Source organism: Serratia sp. CY56464, assembly GCF_052168435.1.
Taxonomy (GTDB): domain Bacteria; phylum Pseudomonadota; class Gammaproteobacteria; order Enterobacterales; family Enterobacteriaceae; genus Serratia; species Serratia marcescens.
Genome location: NZ_JBJNMV010000004.1, coordinates 211,107 through 228,156, shown reverse-complemented (window position 1 = coordinate 228,156; position 17,050 = coordinate 211,107). Strand labels below are relative to the sequence as shown.

The following is a 17,050-nucleotide window of genomic DNA, read 5'->3' as shown; positions in this document are numbered from 1 at the left end:
CATACCGCGCCCGTTGTCATTTGGGGGAGGGAACTTTTAACTCGGCCGCGCCGCCGTTAGACGCCTTTACGCAGCAGATAACGGTATGGCGCCTGCTCGGTCTCCTGCGCCACCAGCGTGTGCTCCATAAAGCGGCAGAACCCCGGGATATCGCGGGTGGTGGCCGGATCGTCGGCGATAATCAGCAGCGTTTCGCCGTTGTCCATATGGCGCACGGTTTTGCGCACCATCATCACCGGTTCCGGGCAACGCAGCCCCAGCGCGTCGAGCGTCTGGTCTGCCTGGGCAAATAAGTCAGTCATGCAATTTTTCTCGTTCAAAAACGATCGGCGAACGCTCGCCGCATCTCATTAGCGCCTAGTTTACGCCGGTAGTTTTTCTGCGCAAGATGCGTTAACGTTTGCGTTAAATTTAACCATTGCATTGGTTGCGCAAACGCGTATCATGCCGCCGCGCAGCGTTTTTTGCTGTTTTGACAAGACACACTGGGTTCCCTCACCCCACTGCTAAAAAGGCTACAACATGTATTCGTTTACCGCACAGCAGCGCTTCACCGCGTTGGTCTGGCTTTCGCTGTTTCATATCGCCATCATTACCTCCAGCAACTACCTGGTGCAGCTGCCGATCACCGTTTTCGGCTTCCATACCACCTGGGGCGCCTTTACCTTCCCGTTTATCTTCCTGGCGACCGATCTGACCGTACGCATTTTCGGCGCGCCGCTGGCGCGACGCATTATCCTGGCGGTGATGGTGCCGGCGCTGTTCATCTCTTATGTGATCTCCACCGTCACCTATCAGGGAGAATGGCAGGGCTTCACGGCGCTGAGCAGTTTTAACCTGTTCGTGGCGCGCATCGCTGTCGCCAGCTTTATGGCCTATGTGCTCGGCCAGATCCTCGACGTACACGTCTTCAACCGCCTGCGCCAACGCAGCGCCTGGTGGGTGGCGCCGGCGGCGGCGATGTTCCTCGGCAACATCAGCGATACGCTGGCGTTCTTCTTCATCGCCTTTTATAAGAGCAGCGATCCCTTCATGGCCAACAACTGGGTGGAGATCGCGCTGGTGGATTACAGCTTCAAGGTGATGATCTGCCTGCTGTTCTTCCTGCCGATGTACGGCGTGTTGCTGAACATGCTGCTCAAACGCATCGCGGCGCGCAGCGGCGGCCTGCAGCCGGGCTGAGTCGTGTTATTCTGGGCGGCCTTATCCTTTGGAGGCCGCTCATGACCCCAATCGTCCGCACCGCCACGCTCGAAGACATCCACCGCCTTTACCAACGCATCCCCGAATTCGGCGGCCTGCATAGCCTGGCCGATCTGCAGCAACGTATCGGCGCCGCCCCCGCCAGCCTGTTGATCGCCGAGATAGCCGGACAGCCGGCCGGTTTCAAACTCGGTTATCAACGGCAGGAAACGGTGTTTTACAGCTGGCTGGGCGGCGTGCTGCCGGCATTTCGTCGCCACGGCGTGGCGCAGGCCTTGTTGGCTGAACAGGAACGTTGGGCGCGGGCGCAGGGCTATCGCCAACTGACGGTCAAAACCCGTAACCGGTTCCGCGCCATGCTGACGATGCTGATCGCCCACCACTATCAGATTGTTCAGCTGGAAAAGAAAGGCGAAGTGGCTGATTATCGGCTATTACTGGAAAAAAACTTGTGACAACATCTGCCTTGCATTTCAACCTGGAATAGGTTGCGATACGACAGTGAATCCCTACCGGAAAGGAAGAAGGAAGCCCGATGCGTAAAGTAGCGAAATTGATGGGTATCAGCCTGCTGGCGCTTGGCCTCGCGGCCTGCGACGGCGAAACCAAAGACACCAAGGCAGCGCCAGACGGCGCGGCGGCCAGCGCGCCGGCCGGGCAGCAGGTGAGCCTGCTGGACGGTAAACTGGCGTTCACCCTGCCGGTCGGCATGGCGGATCAGAGCGGCAAGCTGGGCAACCAGGCCAACAACATGCATGTTTACGCAGACAGCACCGGTCAGCGCGCGGTGATCGTCATCTTGGGCGACAAGACCGCCGACAGCCTGGAGACTCTGGCCAAACGCCTGGAGAATACCCAGCGCGCGCGTGACACCAACCTGCAGGTGATCACCAACAAGGCGCTCGACGTCAACGGCGTGCCGCTACGTCAGCTGGACAGCATCATCACCAGCGGCGGTGAAAAGGCTTATTCTTCCGTCCTGATCGGTTCGCTGAACAACAACATGCTGACCATCCAGGTAACGCTGCCGGCAGACAATCAGCAGCAGGCGCAGACTGAAGCCGAAGGCATCATCTCTACCCTGAAGCTGAAACAGTAATCCCGCAGGGGCCGGCCTGCCGGCCCTTTCGTTTTATGCCAACGCCTGCGCCAGCAGGGTGATCGGATGTTCGCAGCGCTTGCTGGTGGACATTTCTATCTGCCATTTGCAGGTCTCGCAGTCGGTCACCACCAGATCCACCCCGCTCTCTTCTATCTGCCGGAACAGCGGCGCGCCGATGCCTTGCGACGTGGCGTAGTTCTCCGATTTGAACCCGTAGGTGCCGGCGATGCCGCAGCACTGCGAATCCAGCACCACCAGCTCCAGCCCCGGTATCTGCCGCAGCAGCTCCAGGGTGTAGGCGGTCCAGCCCATCTTCTCCATATGGCAAGGCGTGTGATACGCCACCCGCAGCGGCGTGCGTTTCAGCGGCAGGCTGCGCCCCTGATTGATCAGGCGATAGAGATAGCGCGTCGCCAGCTCCACCCGATCGCGCACCGGGGTGGTGTCTACGTCCAGCAAGTAGGGGTATTCGTCGCGCAGGGTGAAGGTGCAGCTCGATGAAGTGGCCACCACCGGAATGCCGCGCTCCAGCACCGTTTCATGCAGCGACTCGGCGTTAACCCTGGCCTGCTTCTTGGCCTGCTCGATAAACCCGTTGGCGATCAGCGGCACGCCGCAGCATTTCTCGCGCTTCAGCAGTTGCACGCCGATATCCAGCGCATTGAACACCCGGATCAAATCCTTGCCCAGCTGCGGGTGGTTATAGTTGACGAAGCAGCCATGGAAAAACGCCACCTGCTCGGCGTAACGCTGCTGCGCCTGCGCCTGTTGCCGGTACCAGCGGCGGAAGGTGCCGAACGAGTATTTCGGCAGTTCGCGGCGGTGATCGATCTTCAACGCCTTGTCCAGCAGCTTGCGCACCGGTTTCAGCCCGGTGGCGGCGTTGACGATCGGCGCAAACGGCGTCGACAGCGAGCCCATGATATCGGTGTGGCTGAGGATGGCGTCACGCAGCGTCGGCTTGCTCTGGGCGAAGTCGGCGCGGGCGCGCTGAATAATGTCGCCGATTTTGACGTCGGACGGGCAGGCCACTTCACAACGCTTGCAGTTGGTGCAGTATTTCAGCGCTTCGTCGTACAGCGCCGGGTCTTTCAACCGCAGCCGCTCGCCGTCCGGCCCCGCCTGTTTCGGCCCCGGATAGAGCGGGTTCACTTTGGCGACCGGGCAGTAGGTGGTGCAGACGGTACATTTGATGCAGCTTTCAAAGCTGTGGTCCTGATGCAGGCTCATACGCACTCCTCCGCGGCGATCTGCTGCGCGACGTGCAGCGCACCGATCAATGACACGCCGGCGCCGCAGCCCTGCTGCAGCGGATCGTAGCCGCCGGCGACCGCGCCGATGGCATACAGATTGTCGAACGGCATTCCCTGCTTCATCGCCCGCAGCCTGCCGTCGGTGCGCACGCCAAACTGCAGATAAGGCTGCGGCGCGAACAGCTCGCGCCGGCTCCAGTCGGCGCGATCCGCCCGACTGTGTACGTCCAGCCCGAAGATCGGTTCGCGCACCCCGTCGAAATCGGCCACCAGTCCATTGCTGAAGAAGCTGCCGCTGGCCAGCACCACCTGCTGCGCTCGCAGCGGAATATCGCCGTGGTTGCGGGTGTACAAACCGGTGACGCGGCCGGCTTCGCTCTCGGCGCGCAGCACGCTGTCGCCCGGCATGAAAACGCCGCCCAACTGCTGGAAACGCCGCCGCAGCGCCTGATGCAAGCGCATGCCGGGCACCGAAGGCGGCAACGTCGGCAGCAGTCGGATCGGCTTGCCGACCGCATCCTGCAACACCGCCAGCGACGCGTCGTCCTCCAGGCCCAGACAGGCCGGCAGGAAGAGCGCCTCGGCCTCGCCCGCCAGCCGCCGCAGCTCTTCGGCCATCGGCGGCAGGCTTTCCATCAAATCCAGTACCCGGGCAATGTTCACCGCACGAAACTCGCTGGGGTTATTGCGCAATCTGTCCAGCGCCGGCATGTGCAGATAGGCTACCTCCGTCTCTACGCCGAGCTCGCGGCTCAAGGCGTCGGCGGCCATCTGCGGCTGGAAGTCGAGGAAACCCTCGATGCCGATCACCGCGATGCGCCGCCACGGCAGTTGGCCGGTCAGCGGCAGCGTCGGGATCGCCTGCGGGCTGAGCCAGGTGGCGCGGCGCGTGCCAAGCGGCGTAATGCGCAGATGGTTGTTGGCTCCCTCGCCCTGCAGGTGCAGCCCGCAGCGCTCCAGCAACCGCTGTGCGGCGGCGGACAGCGCCGCCACCCGGCCGGGCCCGATCAGGGCATACGGATGCTGCGGCGCCTGTTGCGCCAGCTGCGGCAACGCCGCCAGCGGCATCTCGACCGGCGTGCCGTCCGGCAATCTCGCCAGCAGATCGAGCGAGCCGGAGGAGAAGTAGAGCGCGCTCTGGCCGGAACTGACCACCGCACAGCGTTTGCCCAGCTCGGCCACAGCAATGGCGCAGCTCAGGCCCGCCAGGCCGCCGCCAATCACCACTACGTCAAATCGCATCATCCGCCTCCTGCTCTTTGTCTGCCTGGGCCTCAAGCCCGCATAATCCCTGGTAAACCCAACTGGTGAATTCACTCTCGCGCAGCGCGTCGCCCCAGGCGATCGGCCGCACGCCTTTCCAGCGTTCGTTGAGGAACTGCGACAGCTGCACGATGGATTGCTGTGGCGTGCTGACCTTGAAGCGCGTCAGCAGTCCGGCGGCGCGGCAGGCGCAGAGTTCCCCCTGGCAGGTGCCCATGCCGACGCGGGTGCGGCGACGCAGATCCACCAGGTTATTGACGGTCAGCGAATTGACCGCATAGCGCACTTCCCCGGCGGTCACCGCCTCGCATTCGCACACCAGGCTGGTGTCGAGCCGATCGGCCGCCGGCACCTGGCTGGCGCGATCGCCGTGCCGGTAGATCGCCGAGCCGCGAATGCTGGCGGGCAGTGAGACCACGCTGCGCACCGTCTCCTCCGCCGACTGGCGGGATCCGGGCAACGCGTCCTGCGCGGTGGTGCACGGGCGGTTTACGCCAAGCTTTTCGCACACCTTGTCGGTGGCCCACTCCGCCATCAGACGATAGGTCATCAGCTTGCCGCCGGTGATGGTGATAAACCCTTCCAGCCCGTCGCGGCTGGCGTGATCGAGCAGCACGATGCCGCGGCTGACGTTGCGCCCGCTGGGATCGTCGTCGCTGGCCACCAGCGGCCGCACCCCGGCATAGGCGCGCAGAATGCGGGTCTGCGCCAGGGTGGGCGCCAGCAGCGCCCCTTCGCGGATCAGAATGTCCACCTCCTGCGGCGTCACCAGCATGTTATCGATTTGGTCGTAGTCGATATGGGTCGAGGTGGTGCCGATCAGCGAGATGGTGTCGCCCGGCACCAGGATGTCGGCGTCCGCCGGTTTGCGGCAACGGTTGATCACCATATTGTTGATGCGGTGACCGAGGATCAGCAGCGCTCCCTTGGCTGGGAACATGCGGATGCGCAAATCGGCGTATTCGGCGATCTGCTGGCCCCAGATGCCGGCGGCGTTGACCACCACCGGTGCGTGCAGCTCATAGCGCCGCTGATTCTGATGGTCGTAAACGCGCACGCCCGTCACCCGGTCGCCGCTGCGCAGCAGCCCCACCACCTGGTGGTAAGTCAGGATCTGCGCGCCGTGTTCGCGCGCGTCCAGCATGTTGGCGGCGGTCAGCCGGAAAGGATCGACGGTGCCGTCCGGCACCCGCACCGCGCCGATCAGCGCCGGGTTAGCCGCCGGCTCCAGCCGCAGCGCCAGCTGCGGGTCGATCGCCTCGGCGTCGATGTCGGCCTGGCGGCAGGCGGCGATAAACTGCTGCTGATAGTCCAGCGAGTCCTGCGGCAGGGTGATGAACAGCCCATCGGTGCGCTCGATACAGTGATGCGCGATGCGTTTCAGGATGCGGTTCTCTTCGATGCACTCGCGCGCCGACTCGCCGTCGGTCACCGCATAGCGCGCGCCGCTGTGCAGCAAGCCGTGGTTGCGGCCGGTGGCGCCGGTGGCGATGTCGTGACGCTCCAGCAAAATGCAGCGCAAGCCGCGCCGCGCACAATCGCGGGCAATGCCTGCGCCGGTGGCGCCGCCGCCGATGATGATCACATCCGTTTCGCCGCCGTCAAAATAGCTGCTCATGTCGCTCTCTCAGGATCGGTAGTTATGAGCCTATTGAGCCACGGTTATTAGGGTCTTTGTTTGATAAGGAACAAGAACGAACATAAAACGAAATAAAAATGTCCACAAAAAACCATCAATGTGATCATAATCACGATTTTTGGACGTTTTTCTATTTCATAACGTTAACGAATCGCTCAAAATCCGCCGTGGTTTCATGAAAGTGTAACAATTGCGCCATTCGTCACAGCGACACCAGGCGTATTTGATGACAATGGCGCTCGTTATGGAACACAAAAACACCACATTCGATATCCGCTCAATCATCAAATGAACGTAAAAGGTCATATTGATGTGATAACAGATAAAGCCATCGGAGGCGCTCATGTTGAGTATTTTTAAGCCGGCCGCACACATCGCCCGTGTGCCGAGCGATAAGGTAGACCCGCTCTACCGTAAGCTGCGCTGGCAAATTTTCCTGGGGATCTTCTTCGGTTACGCCGCTTACTATCTGGTGCGTAAGAACTTCACCCTGGCCATGCCTTACCTGATCGAACAAGGCTTCAGCCGCGGCGACCTCGGCTTCGCGCTGTCGGGCATCTCCATCGCCTACGGCTTCTCCAAATTCATCATGGGTTCGGTCTCCGACCGTTCCAACCCGCGAGTGTTCCTGCCTGCCGGCCTGATCCTGGCGGCGGCGGTGATGTTGTTCATGGGCTTCGTACCGTGGGCCACCTCCAGCATCGCCATCATGTTCGTCCTGCTGTTCCTGTGCGGCTGGTTCCAGGGCATGGGTTGGCCGCCGTGCGGCCGCACCATGGTGCACTGGTGGTCGCAGAAAGAACGCGGCGGCATCGTTTCCATCTGGAACTGCGCCCACAACGTGGGTGGCGGCCTGCCGCCGCTGCTGTTCCTGCTGGGCATGGCCTGGTTCAACGACTGGCACGCGGCGCTGTACATGCCGGCCTTCGGCGCCATCCTGGTGGCCCTGATCGCCTTCGCCCTGATGCGCGACACCCCGCAATCCTGCGGCCTGCCGCCGATTGAAGAGTACAAAAACGACTACCCGGACGACTACAGCGAAAAAGACGAAGAAGAGCTGACCGCCAAGCAGATCTTCATGCAGTACATCCTGCCGAACAAGCTGCTGTGGTACATCGCGGTCGCCAACGTGTTCGTCTACCTGCTGCGTTACGGCATTCTGGACTGGTCGCCGACTTACCTGAAAGAAGTGAAGCACTTCGCGCTGGACAAGTCTTCCTGGGCTTACTTCCTGTACGAATACGCCGGTATCCCGGGCACCCTGCTGTGCGGCTGGATGTCGGACAAAGTGTTCAAAGGCAACCGCGGCGCCACCGGCGTGTTCTTCATGACGCTGGTGACCATCGCCACCGTGGTGTTCTGGATGAACCCGGCCGGTAACCCGACCGTAGACATGATCTGTATGCTGGTCATCGGCTTCCTGATCTACGGCCCGGTGATGCTGATCGGCCTGCACGCGCTGGAGCTGGCGCCGAAGAAAGCCGCCGGCACCGCCGCGGGCTTCACCGGCCTGTTCGGCTACCTGGGCGGCTCGGTCGCGGCCAGCGCCATCGTCGGCTACACCGTAGACTTCTTCGGTTGGGACGGCGGCTTCATGGTGATGATCGGCGGCGGCGTGCTGGCGGTTATCCTGCTGCTGCTGACCATGCTGAACGAAAAGAAACACCACGCGGAAATCGCAGCCGGCAAACGCGGCTAAGCGTCACACGACTTTTGCATGATTTAAAGGCCGCCCTGCGGCCTTTTTACTACCCTGCCCCCAACAACATGGAGAAAACGGAATGCGGACTCAAGTCAAAGCCCTGCTGACAGGGATCATTCTCGCCACCTCAATGGTCAGCGCCGCGCAGGCGGCGGACAAAGTGGTGATCGCCCACCGCGGCGCCAGCGGCTACCTGCCGGAACACACTCTGCCGGCGAAGGCGATGGCCTACGCGCAAGGCGCCGATTACCTCGAACAAGATCTGGTGATGACCAAAGACAACGAGCTGGTGGTGCTGCACGACCATTACCTCGATCGCGTCACCGACGTCGCCGAACGCTTCCCGGACCGCGCGCGCAAAGACGGCCGTTATTACGCCATCGATTTTACGCTGGCGGAGATCAAATCGCTGAAGTTCACCGAAGGCTTTGAAATCGAAAACGGCAAGAAAGTGCAGGGCTACCCTGGCCGCTTCCCGATGGGCAAATCCGACTTCCGCGTGCACACCTTCCAGGAAGAGATCGAGTTCGTGCAGGGTCTGAACCATTCGACCGGCAAGAACATCGGCATCTACCCTGAAATCAAGGCGCCGTGGTTCCACAAACAGGAAGGCAAAGACATCTCCAGCAAAGTGCTGGCGGTGCTCAAGCAGTACGGCTACACCGGCAAGAACGACAACGTCTACCTGCAGTGCTTCGACGCCAACGAGCTCAAACGCATCAAGAACGAGCTGGAACCGAAGCTGGGCATGGATCTGAAGCTGGTGCAGCTGATCGCCTATAACGACTGGCAGGAAACCTACGAGCAGAAAGCCGACGGCAAGTGGGTGGAATACGACTACGACTGGATGTTCAAACCGGGCGCGATGAAGAAAATCGCTCAGTATGCCGACGGCATCGGGCCGGACTACCACATGCTGGTGGTGGCGGACCAATCCAAGCCGAGCCACATCGTGCTGACCGACATGGTGAAAGAAGCGCACGCCAGCAAGCTGGCGGTGCATCCGTTCACCATCCGCGCCGATGCGCTGCCGAAGTATGTGACCGACGTAAACCAGCTGTATGACGTGATTTACAACCAGGCCGGCGTCGACGGCGTGTTCACCGACTTCCCGGACAAGGGCGTGCAGTTCCTGCAGAAGCAGGGCCAGCACAAGTAATGCCGAGGGCGCCGCAAGGCGCCCTTATTATTTAAAGGTTATTTCAGAGGAACATCTTGCGCAGGTAGTGCGGCACCGCGTTATCGACGTTGGAACCGATCACTTCCAGCTCCGGCAGCATGTCCTTCAGGCGCTGATGCGCGTCGCGCATGATGCAGCCCTTGCCGGCCATCGACAACATCTCCAGATCGTTCATGCCGTCGCCGAAGGCGATGCACTCTTGCAGCGTATAGCCGATGATCTTGGCCACTTCTTCCAGCGCATGCCCTTTCGACACGCCGCCCGCCATGACTTCCAGGCAGGTCGGGAACGAGAAGCTGACGTTGACCCGATCGCCCCAGCGCGCGTTGATGGCGTCTTCCACCTGCAGCAACCGCTCGTGATCTTCACAGGTGAAGTAAACCTTGCAGACGCCGTCGGTTTCCAGCAGGCCCGGCTCAAACAGCTGATATTTGAACACCGACTCCTGGAAGAATTCTTCCTGCTCCGGGCTTTCGCGGTTGGTAAACCAATCGTCGTTACGGTAGACGTTGGTGGTGATATCCGGATCGTCGTGCAGCATGCCGTACAGATCGCGGGCGATATCTCCGTCCAGGTTGTGGCTGAAAATCAGTTCGCCGGCGGTGTTGTGCACCCGTGCGCCGTTGGAAGTGATCATAAAGGCGCTGATCTCCAGGCTGTCGCGGATCTGCGCCACGTCGATATGGTGGCGGCCGGTAGCGAACACGAAATGCACGCCGCGCTGAGTCAGCAACTTCAGCGTTTCTTTAGCGTACGGCGACAGGGTATGGTCGGGAGACAGCAGCGTGCCATCTAAATCGGAAGCGACGACGTGATACATAGCGTTATGTTCTAACCTCTGATGGAGTTGTCGGCGGCAGCGCGCCGCCTAAGTGTTGAGCAAAGAAGCGCAGAATTGCGTTCAGTGCTTCGGCGCGCAGCGCGTCCCGCTCGAACAGGATCTCATGGCGTGCGCCGTTGATAACCCACGGGAGCCCCCCTTCGCAAGGGCGCCCCGCGTCTGACAGAGCCTGACAAAAAGCCTGGTGCGAACGGTTGTCGACTACCCGTTCTTCACCGGCCTGCAAAAGCAACAGCGGCGTGGTGATCTCCCCGGCCTGCGCGATAATCTGCCGGCCGGCGCGGATGCTCTCCCGCACCCAATGGTAGGTCGGCCCGCCCACCTGCAGCTCGGGGTAATCGGCATAATAGCGCAGGCTGCGCCGGTAACGCTCGCGGCTATGGGTCAACACGTTGACCACATAGGGCAACGGACGCCACTGGCCGGTGCCCACCGCGTAATAATCGCGGATCGCCGGGCGGGTCTCCGCCCAGTCGAGAATGCGATCGGCCAGCCAACCCGGCATCGGCAACCGGATGCCGAACATCGGCGCGCAAAACGCCGCCGCGTCGAACGCCTGCGGCCGGCGCTGCAGGAACTGCGCCAGGATCGCGCCGCCCATCGAATGCGCCAGCGCGAAGCGCTGCCGATAACCGCGCGATTCGACCTCGCGCAGCCACAGCTGCTCGAAATCGTCCACGTAGTCGGCGAAGTTTACCACATGACCGCGGTGCGTATCCGCCAGTAAACGCCCGGAACGCCCCTGGCCGCGATGATCGACGATCACCACGTCGTAGCCGCAGTGGAACAGATCGTAGGCCACCTCGGGGTATTTCACATAGCTTTCGATGCGGCCGGGGCTGACCACCACCACGCGCTGATGCCGCGCGGAACTGAAGCGCACAAAGCGGATCGGCACGCCGTCCACGCCACTGAATTCGCCTTCTTCGCGCTGCCGCCAGAAATCCAGCAGCGGCCCGGTGGCGAAGGCAGCGAACTGCGTTTCACGCGTTAACCAGTCATCGGAGCTGAGAGTGAACGAGGTCATCGAGAGCGTTTTCCCTGTGGGGCCGGCGGAAAAATGTGACCGCTGGCACAAGAAATCATACTAGCGTATTGTGATTCAATTCTTACAAAAACGGCGCCGCCTCGGCGCATTGTGGCACAAAACGACACTTTCAGGGAGCCGAAGCACCATGACCTTGGACTGGTGGTTAACCTATCTGCTGACCACGCTTATCCTGAGCCTCTCCCCCGGTTCAGGCGCCATCAATACCATGAGCACCGGCATCAGCCACGGCTATCGCGGCGCCGCCGCGTCGATCGCCGGGCTGCAGGTCGGGTTGAGCGCGCACATCGTGCTGGTGGGCATCGGCCTCGGCGCGCTGATATCGCAATCGCTGCTGGCGTTCGAGCTGCTGAAATGGCTGGGCGCCGCCTACCTGGTGTGGCTCGGCATCCAGCAATGGCGCGCCGCCGGGGCGCTGGATCTGCATGCGCTGGCGGGCAGCATGCCGCGCCGCCGTCTGTTCCGCCGCGCGGTGCTGGTCAACCTGACCAACCCGAAAAGCATCGTGTTCCTCGCCGCGCTGTTCCCGCAGTTCATCTTGCCCAATCAGCCCCAGGCTGAGCAGTATCTGGTGCTCGGCGTCACCACCGTGGTGGTGGATATTCTGGTGATGATCGGTTACGCCACCCTGGCGACGCGCATCGCCGGCTGGCTGAGAACGCCGCGCCAGATGCAGCTGCTCAACCGACTGTTCGGTTCGCTGTTCATTCTGGTGGCGGGGCTGCTGGCGACCGCCCGCAAAGCCTGACAAAAAAGGCCGGGCATCGCTGCTCGGCCTTGGGCATTTCACTGCGGTTAGCGGGTAAATATCAGATGTAACCCGAAGCCGGTAAACAGCACGCCCGCCACCCCGTCTATCCACTTGGCCAACCGCTGATAGCCGCGGCGCATCGCCGGCAGCGCAAACACCACCGCCACCAGGCTGAACCAGACGAAGGTCTCGGCGACGATCAGCAAGAACAGCCCCCAGCGCGCTCCGGCGCCGACGCTGTCGCCGACGAACAGCGAGAACACGCTGCCGAAATAGATCACCGCTTTCGGGTTGGACAAATTGGTCAGGAAGCCGCGAATAAAGCTGCGCCCGGCCTTCGGCAACGCCACCTGGGCCTCCGCCGCCGGCTGCGCTTGCTGCGCCCGCGCGGAACGCAGCAGTTGCCACCCCATCCAGCACAGGTAAATGCCGCCGCCAACCATGATGATCTGATGCAACCAGGCCATCTTCTGCAGGATCAGATGCAGCCCCATCAACGCCACGCCGGCCCATACCACGATGCCGAGCGAAATGCCGACCACGCCCATCATCGCCTCGCGGCGCGAGCGGCTGGCGGCGGTTTGCGACACGAAAAAGAAGTCCGGCCCCGGGCTCATCAGCGCAATCAGATGCACCAGCGCCACGGTGAGAAACAGCATCAGCATGATATATCGCCCTCAGTCTTCGTCATTGTCGAGATGGTCGCGGATCATCGCCATAAAGGGCGCGCCGAAACGCTCCAGTTTACGCTGGCCGACGCCGTTGACGCTCAGCAGATCGCCGGCCTTGATCGGCATCTGTTCGGCCATTTCCAGCAGCGTGGCGTCGTTGAACACCACGTAAGGCGGAATGTTTTCTTCGTCGGCGATCGATTTGCGCAGTTTGCGCAGCTTGGCGAACAGCTTGCGATCGTAATTGCCGCCGTAGGATTTCTGGTTGGCGCTGCTGCGCGACTTCAGGCTCTGAATACGCGGCACCGCCAGCTGCAGCGCCACCTCGCCGCGCAACACCGGACGCGCCGCCTCGGTCAATTGCAGCGCTGAGTGCATGGCGATGTTCTGGGTGATAAAGCCCAGGTGGATCAGCTGACGCAGCACGCTGGTCCAGTGTTCGGTGGTCTGATCGCGGCCGATGCCGTACACCGGCAGCTTGTCGTGACCGTATTCGCGAATGCGCTGGTTGTTGGAGCCGCGCAGCACTTCCACGATGTACCCGAGGCCAAAGCGCTGGCCGACGCGGTACACGCAGGACAGCGCCTTGCGCGCGTCCTCCAGCCCGTCGTAGCGCTTGGGCGGATCGAGGCAGATATCGCAGTTGCCGCAGTTCTCGTGCTTGCCTTCGCCGAAGTAGTTGAGCAACACCAGACGGCGGCAGGTTTGCGCCTCGGCGAACGCCCCCATGGCGTTCAACTTGTGGCGCTCGATGTCCAGCTGTTGCCCGGCGGGTTTTTCCTCCAGACAGCGGCGCAGCCAGGCCATGTCGGCCGGATCGTACAGCAGGATCGCTTCGGCCGGCAGGCCGTCGCGCCCGGCGCGGCCGGTCTCCTGATAATAGGATTCGATATTGCGCGGGATGTCGAAATGCACCACGAAGCGCACGTTGGGTTTGTTGATGCCCATGCCGAAGGCGACGGTGGCCACCACCACCTGCAGATCGTCACGCTGGAACGCTTCCTGCACCTGGGCGCGGCGCTCGTTGTCCAGCCCGGCGTGGTAGGCGCCGACGCTCAGCCCGCGGCTTTGCAGGCGCGCGGCGGTGTCTTCCACCTTGGCGCGGCTGTTGCAATAGATAATGCCGCTCTTGCCGCGCTGATCCTGCACGAAGCGCCACAGCTGATCGAGCGGTTTGAATTTTTCCACCAGCGTGTAGCGGATGTTCGGCCGGTCGAAGCTGCTGACCTGCACCAGCGGATCCTGCAGCGACAGCAGGCGCACGATATCGCCGCGCGTGGCTTCGTCGGCGGTGGCGGTCAACGCGATCACCGGCATCGCCGGGAAGCGCTGTTTCAGCTGGCCCAGCGCGCGATATTCCGGCCGGAAGTCATGGCCCCACTGCGAGATGCAGTGCGCCTCATCCACCGCCAGCATCGCCGGCGGGCAGTGATCGAGCAGGTTGAGGAAGCTTTCCATCATCAGCCGTTCCGGCGCGATGTACAGCATCTTGATGGCGCCGTTGCGGCAGCCGGCCATGACGTCCAACTGCTCCTCGCGGGTTTGCGTCGAGTTGTAGCAGGCGGCGGAAACGCCGTAGGCCAACAGTTGGTCGACCTGGTCCTTCATCAGCGAGATAAGCGGGGAAACCACCAGGGTCAGGCCGTCCATCACCAGCGCCGGGATTTGGTAGCACAACGACTTGCCGCCGCCGGTCGGCATCACCACCAGGCAATCCTGCCCGCCGATCGCGGCATTGATAATCGTTTGTTGGCCCGGACGGAATTGCTGGTAGCCGAAGGTATCGCGCAATACCTGCTCGGCCAGCAACTCTCTGTTAATCACTGCTGCGGTTGACACACACTTCCCCATTTTTTCATCGGTACACACCCACCGGGTATGATTACATAATATCGTTCAGCATGACACCAACGCCCACCCGTGTCTGCCGGAAGTTGTAGTCGATCAGCGATTCGCCGTAGCCGCTGAACACCTGGGTATAGAATCGCACGTTGCGGGTGATCGGGTAGCTCCAGCCCAGTTCCGCGCCGCCGTAGCCGCTGTTCCAGTTGTAGTGGCTGTCGACGCTGAACACGCTGTCGCCCCAGGCGTAACCGACCTTCAACCGGTAGTATCCCATGTATTTGGTGATGTCCGGGTTGTCGTCGTTGCTCGAGCTCTCCGAGAAACGGAACCAGGGCTTGAGATCCACCTGCCAATTGCCGTTTTGCGCCATCAGCCGCGCATAACCGCGATTCCAGCTGCGCGACGTCGGGTCCGAGCGGCCGTTAGACTGATGGTTAACGCCGATTTCAACATCGCGCAGCGTCCAACCGGCAAAGCGGTAATCGGTCGCCCACCCCACGAACAGTTGCGGCTCGTAGTTGGTCTCGCGGAACGGCGAAGACTCGCCGCGGTTGGACAATTGCCACCAGGAGCGCTGAGTATAAGACGCGCCGAGCACCGAATTGTCGCCGGCAATGCCCCGCCACAGCGGAAACGCCAGGCTAAGCTGGTATTTCACCTCGTCCTTGCGCGCCTTGTCGGCCCAGTTGTACGTCTTGATGGCTTCTTTGTTGATATCGCTGGTGTCGGTGTACAACAGGTAATTGGGATCGTAAGGATACAGCGTGAACGGATTATCGTGCTCCTGCAGCAGGTTGGCGATAATGCTGCCGCGCACCGCCGGCCTATCGTGAATCTGCTGCTCTTTGGCTTCCTCAGCCAATGCCAGCGCCGGCATCAGCAGTGTGGCGGAAACGATCCCTGACAAAATGCGCATAACCTCTCCTCACTCCAACGAAAAAGGGCAAGCCCGGAAAAAATCAGGCCATTTTACACACAAAGGAGGCTTTACCGCAGCGCGGTCCGGTTTTATTGGAATAGTCTGGAAAGCAACAAAGGTTAAGCATAAAATCAACATTCCATTAACCTGGACTGACCAGTTAGCTCCCTTAAAACGCAAAAGAAAAACGGAAACCCGCTATGTCGACCACACCACTGACCCTGGAAGCCGCCCGCCGCAAGATCGGCGAAATTTTTGTCTACCACATGCCGTTCAACCGCGAGCTTGGCCTGGAGCTGCGCCGCTTCGACGATGACTACGTCGAACTGAGCTTCACAAACCAGCGCAAGCTGGTGGGCAACGCCGCACAGGAAATTCTGCACGGCGGCGTGATCGCCGCGGTGCTGGACGTCGCCGCCGGGCTGGCTTGCGCCGGCGGCGTGCTGACGCGCCTGGAACCGCTGATCGAAGAAGAGATCGCCGCCAAACTGTCGCGCATGGGCACCATCGATCTGCGCGTCGACTATCTGCGCCCCGGCCGCGGCGAACACTTCGTCGCCTCCGCCAGCGTGCTGCGCAGCGGCAACAAGGTCGCCGTCGCGCGCGTAGAACTGCATAACCACGACGGCCTGCATATCGCGACCGCCACCGCCACCTATCTGGTCGGCTGATGATTGTGTGCGGTGAGCGACTTCAGTACACTCACCGCATCTTACGTTCCCCACCAGAGTGACGTCATGGACGCAAAGCAAACGCGTCAGGGCATTTTCTTCGCCCTGGCCGCCTATTTTATGTGGGGCATCGCCCCGGCCTATTTCAAACTGATCCAGCAAGTGTCCGCGGACGAGATCCTCACCCACCGGATCATCTGGTCGTTTTTCTTCATGCTGGCGCTGATCACGCTGGGCCGAAACTGGCCGAAAGTGCGCGCCGCCTGCCAAAACCGCAAACGGCTGCTGTTGCTGGCGGTCACCGCGCTGTTGATCGGCGGCAACTGGCTGCTGTTCATCTGGGCGGTGAACAATCACCATATGCTGGAAGCCAGCCTGGGCTACTTCATCAACCCGCTGGTTAACGTGCTGCTGGGGATGCTGTTTCTCGGCGAACGTTTCCGCCGCATGCAGTGGGTGGCGGTGGCGCTGGCGTTCACCGGGGTGCTGGTGCAGCTCTGGCAGTTCGGTTCGTTGCCGATCATCGGTCTGGGGTTGGCGTTCAGCTTCGCCTTCTACGGCCTGCTGCGCAAAAAAATCGCCATCGACGCGCAGACCGGCATGCTGATTGAAACGCTGTGGCTGCTGCCGGTGGCGGCGGGCTACCTGTTCCTGTTCGCCGATAGCCCCACCAGCCACCTGAGCGCCAACCCGTGGTCGCTGAATCTGCTGCTGGTCGCCGCCGGCATCGTCACCACCGTGCCGCTGCTGTGCTTCACCGCGGCGGCTACCCGGCTGCGCCTGTCGACGCTCGGTTTCTTCCAGTATCTCGGCCCGACGCTGATGTTCCTGCTGGCGGTCACCTTCTACGGCGAGACCATCGGCCAGGACAAGCTGGTGACCTTCGGCTTTATCTGGACGGCGCTGATCCTGTTCACCCTCGACGCGCTCTATACCCAGCGCAAGCTGCGCTGAGCCCGGCG

At 61.6% G+C, this 17,050-nt stretch carries 17 protein-coding genes; 8 read left to right on the top strand and 9 right to left on the bottom strand.

What is annotated here, in order from left to right:
• Positions 1-56: 56 nt before the first annotated feature.
• On the bottom strand, positions 57-302 hold the full coding sequence (gene tusA, locus ACJ8KE_RS19130) for a sulfurtransferase TusA (RefSeq protein WP_025304890.1): 246 nt from the start codon (positions 300-302) through the stop codon (positions 57-59).
• Between the two features lie 220 nt (positions 303-522).
• On the opposite strand from tusA, the gene ACJ8KE_RS19125 reads away from it, so the two are divergent.
• The 3 genes from ACJ8KE_RS19125 (at position 523) to ACJ8KE_RS19115 (ending at position 2,302) form a co-directional block, all read left to right on the top strand.
• Positions 523-1,182, top strand: coding sequence for a 7-cyano-7-deazaguanine/7-aminomethyl-7-deazaguanine transporter (locus tag ACJ8KE_RS19125; protein WP_115435377.1), 660 nt, complete (start codon positions 523-525; stop codon positions 1,180-1,182).
• Between the two features lie 41 nt (positions 1,183-1,223).
• Complete coding sequence (locus tag ACJ8KE_RS19120; RefSeq protein WP_016929480.1) at positions 1,224-1,658, top strand: GNAT family N-acetyltransferase; 435 nt, start codon at positions 1,224-1,226, stop codon at positions 1,656-1,658.
• A gap of 80 nt (positions 1,659-1,738) precedes the next feature.
• Entirely contained in the window at positions 1,739-2,302 is a 564-nt protein-coding gene (locus tag ACJ8KE_RS19115; RefSeq protein ID WP_442517344.1) for a DcrB family lipoprotein, read from the top strand.
• Between the two features lie 33 nt (positions 2,303-2,335).
• Here ACJ8KE_RS19115 and glpC read toward each other — a convergent pair whose 3' ends face one another.
• The 3 genes from glpC to glpA are packed head-to-tail and all read right to left on the bottom strand — an operon-like array spanning position 2,336 to position 6,439.
• On the bottom strand, positions 2,336-3,535 hold the full coding sequence (glpC, locus tag ACJ8KE_RS19110; RefSeq protein WP_442517343.1) for an anaerobic glycerol-3-phosphate dehydrogenase subunit GlpC: 1,200 nt from the start codon (positions 3,533-3,535) through the stop codon (positions 2,336-2,338).
• On the bottom strand, positions 3,532-4,800 hold the full coding sequence (gene glpB / locus ACJ8KE_RS19105; RefSeq protein WP_442517351.1) for a glycerol-3-phosphate dehydrogenase subunit GlpB: 1,269 nt from the start codon (positions 4,798-4,800) through the stop codon (positions 3,532-3,534). The genes glpC and glpB overlap by 4 nt, the downstream gene beginning before the upstream one ends.
• Positions 4,790-6,439 (bottom strand): anaerobic glycerol-3-phosphate dehydrogenase subunit A, encoded by a 1,650-nt coding sequence (gene glpA, locus ACJ8KE_RS19100; RefSeq protein WP_016929484.1) that lies wholly within the window; start codon positions 6,437-6,439, stop codon positions 4,790-4,792. The genes glpB and glpA overlap by 11 nt, the downstream gene beginning before the upstream one ends.
• A gap of 364 nt (positions 6,440-6,803) precedes the next feature.
• Here glpA and glpT point away from each other — a divergent pair, with 364 nt between their 5' ends.
• Entirely contained in the window at positions 6,804-8,159 is a 1,356-nt protein-coding gene (gene glpT / locus ACJ8KE_RS19095) for a glycerol-3-phosphate transporter (protein WP_004934295.1), read from the top strand.
• A gap of 82 nt (positions 8,160-8,241) precedes the next feature.
• Positions 8,242-9,321, top strand: a complete 1,080-nt coding sequence (gene glpQ / locus ACJ8KE_RS19090) for a glycerophosphodiester phosphodiesterase (protein WP_342168275.1) — start codon at positions 8,242-8,244, stop codon at positions 9,319-9,321.
• Positions 9,322-9,364: 43 nt separating this feature from the next.
• Here the strand turns inward: glpQ and yigL are convergent, their stop codons facing one another.
• On the bottom strand, positions 9,365-10,162 hold the full coding sequence (gene yigL, locus ACJ8KE_RS19085; protein WP_004934290.1) for a sugar/pyridoxal phosphate phosphatase YigL: 798 nt from the start codon (positions 10,160-10,162) through the stop codon (positions 9,365-9,367).
• 4 nt (positions 10,163-10,166) lie between these two features.
• Entirely contained in the window at positions 10,167-11,210 is a 1,044-nt protein-coding gene (pldB, locus tag ACJ8KE_RS19080) for a lysophospholipase L2 (RefSeq protein WP_033639011.1), read from the bottom strand.
• 148 nt (positions 11,211-11,358) lie between these two features.
• Between pldB and rhtB the strand changes: the two genes are divergently transcribed.
• Complete coding sequence (gene rhtB / locus ACJ8KE_RS19075) at positions 11,359-11,979, top strand: homoserine/homoserine lactone efflux protein (RefSeq protein ID WP_004934282.1); 621 nt, start codon at positions 11,359-11,361, stop codon at positions 11,977-11,979.
• A 47-nt stretch (positions 11,980-12,026) separates the two neighbouring features.
• On the opposite strand, the gene rhtC is transcribed toward rhtB, so the two are convergent.
• Genes rhtC through pldA form a run of 3 tightly spaced genes read right to left on the bottom strand, consistent with a single transcriptional unit; the run spans position 12,027 to position 15,414 of the window.
• Positions 12,027-12,647, bottom strand: coding sequence for a threonine export protein RhtC (gene rhtC / locus ACJ8KE_RS19070; RefSeq protein ID WP_016929486.1), 621 nt, complete (start codon positions 12,645-12,647; stop codon positions 12,027-12,029).
• Between the two features lie 12 nt (positions 12,648-12,659).
• Positions 12,660-14,492, bottom strand: a complete 1,833-nt coding sequence (recQ, locus tag ACJ8KE_RS19065) for an ATP-dependent DNA helicase RecQ (RefSeq protein WP_442517342.1) — start codon at positions 14,490-14,492, stop codon at positions 12,660-12,662.
• Positions 14,493-14,535: 43 nt separating this feature from the next.
• The gene (pldA, locus tag ACJ8KE_RS19060) at positions 14,536-15,414 is read right to left on the bottom strand and encodes a phospholipase A (RefSeq protein WP_016929488.1); all 879 of its coding nucleotides are present in this window, start codon (positions 15,412-15,414) and stop codon (positions 14,536-14,538) included.
• Between the two features lie 203 nt (positions 15,415-15,617).
• Here pldA and ACJ8KE_RS19055 point away from each other — a divergent pair, with 203 nt between their 5' ends.
• Both ACJ8KE_RS19055 and rarD read left to right on the top strand, forming a co-directional pair.
• Positions 15,618-16,088 carry a thioesterase family protein gene (locus tag ACJ8KE_RS19055; protein ID WP_016929489.1) on the top strand — a complete coding sequence of 157 codons (471 nt, stop codon included), beginning with the start codon at positions 15,618-15,620 and terminating at the stop codon, positions 16,086-16,088.
• A gap of 66 nt (positions 16,089-16,154) precedes the next feature.
• Positions 16,155-17,042, top strand: a complete 888-nt coding sequence (gene rarD / locus ACJ8KE_RS19050) for an EamA family transporter RarD (protein ID WP_442517341.1) — start codon at positions 16,155-16,157, stop codon at positions 17,040-17,042.
• Positions 17,043-17,050: the final 8 nt, after the last annotated feature.

What these genes read in the sequence shown, in the direction of transcription:
- tusA (WP_025304890.1), bottom strand. Translation starts at nt 302, where the DNA reads ATGACTGACTTATTTGCCCAGGCAGACCAGACGCTCGACGCGCTGGGG.
- ACJ8KE_RS19125 (WP_115435377.1), top strand. Translation starts at nt 523, where the DNA reads ATGTATTCGTTTACCGCACAGCAGCGCTTCACCGCGTTGGTCTGGCTT.
- ACJ8KE_RS19120 (WP_016929480.1), top strand. Translation starts at nt 1,224, where the DNA reads ATGACCCCAATCGTCCGCACCGCCACGCTCGAAGACATCCACCGCCTT.
- ACJ8KE_RS19115 (WP_442517344.1), top strand. Translation starts at nt 1,739, where the DNA reads ATGCGTAAAGTAGCGAAATTGATGGGTATCAGCCTGCTGGCGCTTGGC.
- glpC (WP_442517343.1), bottom strand. Translation starts at nt 3,535, where the DNA reads ATGAGCCTGCATCAGGACCACAGCTTTGAAAGCTGCATCAAATGTACC.
- glpB (WP_442517351.1), bottom strand. Translation starts at nt 4,800, where the DNA reads ATGCGATTTGACGTAGTGGTGATTGGCGGCGGCCTGGCGGGCCTGAGC.
- glpA (WP_016929484.1), bottom strand. Translation starts at nt 6,439, where the DNA reads ATGAGCAGCTATTTTGACGGCGGCGAAACGGATGTGATCATCATCGGC.
- glpT (WP_004934295.1), top strand. Translation starts at nt 6,804, where the DNA reads ATGTTGAGTATTTTTAAGCCGGCCGCACACATCGCCCGTGTGCCGAGC.
- glpQ (WP_342168275.1), top strand. Translation starts at nt 8,242, where the DNA reads ATGCGGACTCAAGTCAAAGCCCTGCTGACAGGGATCATTCTCGCCACC.
- yigL (WP_004934290.1), bottom strand. Translation starts at nt 10,162, where the DNA reads ATGTATCACGTCGTCGCTTCCGATTTAGATGGCACGCTGCTGTCTCCC.
- pldB (WP_033639011.1), bottom strand. Translation starts at nt 11,210, where the DNA reads ATGACCTCGTTCACTCTCAGCTCCGATGACTGGTTAACGCGTGAAACG.
- rhtB (WP_004934282.1), top strand. Translation starts at nt 11,359, where the DNA reads ATGACCTTGGACTGGTGGTTAACCTATCTGCTGACCACGCTTATCCTG.
- rhtC (WP_016929486.1), bottom strand. Translation starts at nt 12,647, where the DNA reads ATGCTGATGCTGTTTCTCACCGTGGCGCTGGTGCATCTGATTGCGCTG.
- pldA (WP_016929488.1), bottom strand. Translation starts at nt 15,414, where the DNA reads ATGCGCATTTTGTCAGGGATCGTTTCCGCCACACTGCTGATGCCGGCG.
- ACJ8KE_RS19055 (WP_016929489.1), top strand. Translation starts at nt 15,618, where the DNA reads ATGTCGACCACACCACTGACCCTGGAAGCCGCCCGCCGCAAGATCGGC.
- rarD (WP_442517341.1), top strand. Translation starts at nt 16,155, where the DNA reads ATGGACGCAAAGCAAACGCGTCAGGGCATTTTCTTCGCCCTGGCCGCC.